Origin of the sequence: Streptomyces bohaiensis (genome assembly GCF_012033785.1) — a bacterium.
In the GTDB taxonomy this organism is placed as follows: domain Bacteria; phylum Actinomycetota; class Actinomycetes; order Streptomycetales; family Streptomycetaceae; genus Streptomyces; species Streptomyces bohaiensis.
The window spans coordinates 1-5661 of sequence record NZ_JAAVJC010000298.1 but is presented as its reverse complement, the minus strand read 5'-3'; the positions used below and the strand labels follow the sequence as shown (position 1 = coordinate 5661).

The following is a 5661-nucleotide window of genomic DNA, read 5'->3' as shown; positions in this document are numbered from 1 at the left end:
AGTCCGAGGTGGTCTGGGGCCGTCGGCTCGATCCGGCACGGATAGAGGTGCGCAACATCCCGCTGCCGTCCCCCGAGCGGGCCGGGGCGCGGGGCCCCCACGCGTCGGGCGGGCGTCAGCCGGGCGGCGGCTCGGTCGGGGTCCCGCCCGAGCGGATCGTCTCGATCCGCTCCAGCACCTTGGCGCGCAGATCAGCCGGGACGTCGTCCTGTCCGCAGCAGCGCTTGACGAGCTTCTTCACCGACTGCTCGAGCCCGTACTTCTCCAGACAGGGCGAGCACTCGTCCATGTGCAGCCGGAACTTGTCGCGGTCGCCGTCGGGCATCTCGCTGTCGAGGTACTCGTAGAGGTGGTCCAGGATCTCGCCGCAGTCGGTCTCGTGCGGCTCCTCGCAGCTCATCACTCCGCGCCTTTCTCCGCACCGGCCGAGGCGAGCCCGCGCTCCCTGGCGTAGTCGCCCAGCATGTCGCGCAACTGCCTGCGGCCGCGGTGCAGCCGGGACATCACCGTTCCGATGGGGGTCCCCATGATGTCGGCGATCTCCTTGTACGCGAAGCCCTCCACGTCGGCGAGGTACACCGCGATCCGGAAGTCCTCCGGGATCGCCTGGAGCGCCTGCTTCACATCCGAGTCCGGAAGGCGGTCGAGCGCCTGGGACTCCGCCGACTTCAGCCCCGTGGACATGTGCGACTCGGCACGTGCGAGCTGCCAGTCCTCGATCTCCTCCGCCGCGCTGCGCTGGGGTTCGCGCTGCTTCTTGCGGTAGGAGTTGATGAAGGTGTTGGTCAGGATCCGGTAGAGCCACGCCTTGAGGTTGGTGCCGCGGCGGAACTGGTGGAAGGAGGCGTACGCCTTCGCGTAGGTCTCCTGGACGAGGTCCTCCGCGTCCGCCGGGTTGCGGGTCATCCGCAGCGCGGCGGAGTACATCTGGTCCAGGAAGGCCAGCGCCTCCTGCTCGAAGCGGGCGCTGCGCTCCTCGGCGCTCTCCTCGGCCTCGCCGCCGTCGCTCTGGCTGACCGGACCCACCTCCTCGCTGACGGTGACGAAGCCTCCGAAGGGCCCGTCCGTCTCGGAGGATAGACGACGTCCCGCCGACTTATCGTGCGTGTCGCCGCCGAGTCCCGCGGCGAGCCGGAGCGTCGCCCAGTCGACCTCCGCTGCGGTGGCCTGCGGCCGGGCGGGGCATGCGGTCGATCCCATGGGCGCCGTCCTCTCCGGTGGAGTGCTCTCGGCGGTACCGGTGCGCGCTCCGGTCCGCCCTGCGTACGGTGACAACAGCCGGGGCGGCGCGGGCATTCCCGGGCGGGCGGCCGATGCGACGACCGTCACGTCAGCCGCCGCGGGCGGTCTCAGGAGCGCCCGGCCACCGGGGCCCACGCGGCCACCGCCGCCGTCAGCGCGCGCATTGCCTGCGGACCGGAGGTCGCGGCCCGGCGGGGCACCGCGAACCCGTGGTCGGCATCGGGCACCGGAGCGAGCGGAACCTCGGCCGGGAACTCACCGGGGCGGCCGAACGGGTCCCGCTCCCCCTGCACCACCAGCAGCGGCAGACCCGCCCCGCCGGCCGCGGCGAGTTCGTCGGCGCGGCTGCGTTCGGGGCGCCCGGGCGGATGCAGCGGGAACGCCAGGGCCAGCACCCCCACGGCACCGAGCTCCGCGGCGGTGCGGCAGGCGACCCGGGCGCCGGCGCTCCGGCCGCCCGCCACCACCGGGAGCGCGGGGGCGCGCAGCGCGGGCCAGAGCTGCCGCCACGCGGTGTCCAGGGTCCGGGGTGCCGGTGCGAGGCGGCGACCGGCGACCCGCCAGGGCTGTTCGACGAGGGCGACGGTGCAGCCCTGCGGCGGGAGCGCCGCCGCGAGCGCCACGAGGTCGCGGGCCTCGATGCCGCCGCCGGCGCCGTGGCCCAGCGCCAGCACGGTGTGCGCCACCGGCGCGTCGTACCAGGTGACGCGCGCGTCACCCGCGGGGGTGGGCACCGTCTCGGTGCGGGTGGCGGCGGGCGGGGCGGGGGCGGCGGGTTCGCTGCTGGGCGTCATCAGAACAGTGTGCCGACCTCGGGCTCCGCCAGCTCGGAGATCAGCTCCGGGCCGTTGTTCCGCGCGTTGGAGACCGCGGTCGGCACGGGGTAGGCGCGGACGTGGCCCTCGGGCGGCGGCGCCAGCAGGCGCCGGAGCTCCTCGGGGTCGGTGGTTGCCGGGTCCAGCCAGGCGTCCCAGCGGTCCCGGGGCAGCGCCAGCGGCATGCGGGGGTGGATGTCGGCGAGGCTGTCGGGGTGGTTGCCGCCGTCCGGCACGGTGCCGGGCAGCTGGGCGGTCTCGGCCTCGGTGGTGATGACGGTGCACGTCACCCACCAGGCGCCGGGGTGGTCGTCGGGGAGCTTCGGGTCGCGCCAGAACTCGTACAGCCCGGCCATCGCCAGTACGTCCCCGTCGGGCGGGGTCACGTAGTACGGCTGCTTGCGGGGGCGCTTGCGCCGTCCCTTCTCCTCCTCGCGCCGCTCCTCGCGCCCGGTCGACCACTCGTAGTAGCCGTCGGCGGGGAGCAGGCAGCGGCGCGCGGCGAACGCGCGGCGGTAGGAGGGCTTCTCGTGCAGCGTCTCGGCCCGCGCGTTGATCATGCGTGCGCCCCCGTCGGGCGAGGTGGACCAGGACGGAACCAGCCCCCACCGCAGGGTCCGCAGCTGGCGCACCGGGCGGGCGTCCTCGGCCCCGCGCAGCGGTCGGTCCAGGACCGCGTAGACCTCCTTGGTGGGGGCGACGTTCCAGTCGGGCTCCAGGGGCTCTCCCCCGGTGTGCTCGACGTGGAACAGCGACGCCAGGTCCTCCTGGCTGCGGCTGGCGACATAGCGACCACACATGTGCTCCAGCGTAGGCGCACCGGCCGACAACCGGTCGCGGTCACGGACAGGCGCGGGCCCCGGCCGGCGGCGGGTGTCGCGCGAGACGGGCGGGGCCGGGGCGGGTCAGCAGCCGAACCACTGCCACCAGTGGCACTCGCGGTCGGGCTCCTCCTCGTCCTCGTCGTCCTCCTCGTCCTCCTCCTCCGGAGGGTCCGAGGGCGCGGGCTCGGAGCTCGGCGGGCTGCTGCCGTCGCCGGGCGGCGCCGGCTGCGAGCCGCCGGTGGGGCGGGCGGTGGCGCTGGCGCTGGCGGTCGGCAGCGGGTCCGGTTCCGCCTGCTCCGGCTCGGGATCGGGCTCGGCGGGCGGCTGCGGCGCCGGGGGCGACTCTCCGGTCGGGTCCGCGCCGGCCTCAGGCCCGGTCCCGGACCCGGTGTCGTCCGCGGGCTCCTCGGGTGCGGCGGAGGAGGTGGGCGCCGCCTCGGCGGAGTCCTCCGGGGGCGCTGCCTCCTCCTGCTCGGACGGCTCCCGGTCCTCCTCGATCCCCGGCAGCGGGCCCGGCCCCGGGCCGTGGGTCTCGACGGGACCGGCCTCGTCGGAGGACGGACCGTTCGGCGAGACGACGTCGCCGAGTTCGACGACGGCCACCGCCAGCAGGACCACGCCGACCGCCGCGCCCACCACGGCGCGCACCCCGCCGCCGGAGCGGCGGCGGTGGGAGCTGCGGCGACGGCCCTCGCCCCCGGCGCTCCCCGCCGGGTCGTGCTCCCGGCCCTCGGAGCGGCCCGGGCCCTCGTGGGCGGGCCGACCGAGGGAGATCTCACCGAGCTCCAGGGCGTCGGTGTGCCCCGCACCGGAGTACGCGGCGGTGTCCGTCGCGCCGGGGGGACCGGCGTACGGCGGCCCGGCGGGTCCGCCGGGGCCCGGTTCCCCGGGGGCGGGACGCGTCGGAGCGGCGCCCTCCGGGCCGGCCGGCGGCGGCCCCGCCGCCACCGGGGCGGGGCGACCGCAGCCCGGGCAGGCGAGGGCACCGTTGAGGTGGCGCCGGCAGGCTGCGCAGTAGTCCACGGCTGGTCACGCTTCTCGCACTGGTGTCGGGTGTTTCCACGCCGTCCGGGTGGGGGAGGTCGGCGGCCAACACCCTAGGGCCTGCCCGCGGCGAAGCCATCCCCGGAGGGCGGGCACTCACAGCACACACACGCTCCCCCCACCGCGCGGCTTCGGGACATACGCGACGCCGGAGGACCGGTCGGACACCGGCTGCCCACCGCCCCGAGAGCCGCCGGGCCCCCTCCTGCCTCGGCAGGGGCCGGACCGCCCGACACCTGCCGCACGCAGGGTGTCCGGGGCGTCACCGGCCCTGAGGCGGGCGCGTTCTTCACGGACGGACCGGGCCCCGGCGCGCCGGGACGCGGCCCACCGGGACCCCGGGCGGGGCGAACCGTTTCGCCGCGCCCGGGGTTCAGAGCGGCCAGCGCCGGGCACCGGCCTGGGTCACGGTCACCAGGGTCCGGCCGTCCGGAGAGAGCGCCACGGCCCCCTCCCCGGCGCCGAACGGTATGTCGGCGAGGACCCGCCCCGTCGTCGCGTCCCAGACGACCCCGGCGCCGCGGCTGCCGGGGAAGACGGCACGCGGCCCGTCGGCGGCCCACAGCAGCGACCCGCGCGGCTGGTCGCTCAACGGCAGGTCGTGCACAGCCACTTGCGGCGACGGGGCCGGCTCGGGGCCGGAGCGCGGCAGCGTCCACAGCGCGGCGTCGCGCCGGTGGGTGGCGCCGGCGGCGGCGAGTGTGTCGCCGTGGGGCGAGAACGCGAGGTCGGTGAACTGCCGCAGCTCACGGGGGCCGGACTCCAGCAGCACGGTGCCGTCGTCGACGCGGCGGACCACCACGCGGCCGCGGCCCTCTCCCGCCATGCCGTGGGCCACGTGCGTCCCGGTGCGGTCCAGCGCCACCGCCTGCAGCGTCGGCCCCGGTTCACGGAACGCGCCGACCGGCCGTCCCGACGCGGTGTCCAGCACCACCGAGCGCCCGTCGGCCGCGGCGAGGGCGACTCGCGTCCCGTCGCCGCTGAAGGCGGTGTGCAGCCGTTGCGGACCGCGGCGGCCGCCCGCCGGCAGCGCGTACCGCCAGCGGGGCAGGCCGTCGAGCCCGTCGAGCAGCAGCCGCGCCTCGTCGGAGAGGACCGCGCGGGCGATCACCCGGCCCGCGGGGTCGAAGGCGAGCGCCGAGAGCGCCGCCGCCGGCCCGGGCCCCGGGGGGAGGAGCAGCGCGGCGGGGGCGGCGTCCTCCTCGGTCCGCTGCCAGACCACCTGCCGGCGGCGTGCGGTCCCCCGGTCCAGCTGGGTGGAGAAGACGACGGCTCGCGCCTCGTCGGTGACGGCGGCGAGGCGCACCGGCCAGTAGGAGCAGGGGCGTTCCGCGGGCGTCTCGGGCAGCGGCAGCCGGGTGAACAGCGCGTGCCCGCGGGCGTGCGGCGGCCGCGGGGCGGGGGTGAGGCCGGGGCGGCGGAGTCCGGCGAGGAACCACACCGTCACCTCGTCCTGCACCACCACCAGGGCGGTGCCGTCCGGGGTGAAGGCGGCGGTGGCGGCCGCGGGGTCGGCCCACAGGGTGCGGCCGGCGCCGTCGAAGAGCACCGAGCCGAAGTCGGCGGCCATGAAGGCGTACGGCAGCGTCCCGGTCCAGCAGGCGCGGGTGGTGACGGCGGCGAACCGCGAGTCGGCGTCCATGCCGGCCGGGCAGCCCGCCGGGCGCACCAGCGGCCCGGGCAGCAGGGCGCCGCCCGGGGTGCCGCCGGCGTGGTGGCGGCCCGGCTCGCCGGCG

The 5661-nt window shown here is 77.1% G+C and carries 5 protein-coding genes and 1 pseudogene; all 6 read right to left on the bottom strand.

Annotation, left to right across the window (positions count from 1 at the left end):
• Nucleotides 1-115: 115 nt before the first annotated feature.
• A complete protein-coding gene (gene rsrA / locus HCN52_RS21295; RefSeq protein ID WP_168090067.1) occupies nt 116-400 on the bottom strand; it encodes a mycothiol system anti-sigma-R factor in 285 nt (94 codons plus the stop codon).
• A complete protein-coding gene (locus HCN52_RS21290; protein ID WP_209314819.1) occupies nt 400-1200 on the bottom strand; it encodes a sigma-70 family RNA polymerase sigma factor in 801 nt (266 codons plus the stop codon). Before HCN52_RS21290 ends, rsrA begins: the two co-directional genes overlap by 1 nt.
• A gap of 149 nt (nt 1201-1349) precedes the next feature.
• Nucleotides 1350-2036: an alpha/beta hydrolase family protein gene (locus tag HCN52_RS21285; RefSeq protein ID WP_168090066.1), complete on the bottom strand. Its 687-nt coding sequence runs from the start codon at nt 2034-2036 to the stop codon at nt 1350-1352.
• Entirely contained in the window at nt 2036-2857 is an 822-nt protein-coding gene (locus HCN52_RS21280; RefSeq protein WP_168090065.1) for an SOS response-associated peptidase, read from the bottom strand. Before HCN52_RS21280 ends, HCN52_RS21285 begins: the two co-directional genes overlap by 1 nt.
• Before the next feature lie 105 nt (nt 2858-2962).
• Nucleotides 2963-3904, bottom strand: a complete 942-nt coding sequence (locus tag HCN52_RS21275) for an SCO2400 family protein (protein WP_168090064.1) — start codon at nt 3902-3904, stop codon at nt 2963-2965.
• A 394-nt stretch (nt 3905-4298) separates the two neighbouring features.
• Nucleotides 4299-5661: pseudogene (locus tag HCN52_RS21270) on the bottom strand (WD40 repeat domain-containing protein); the annotation flags it as partial.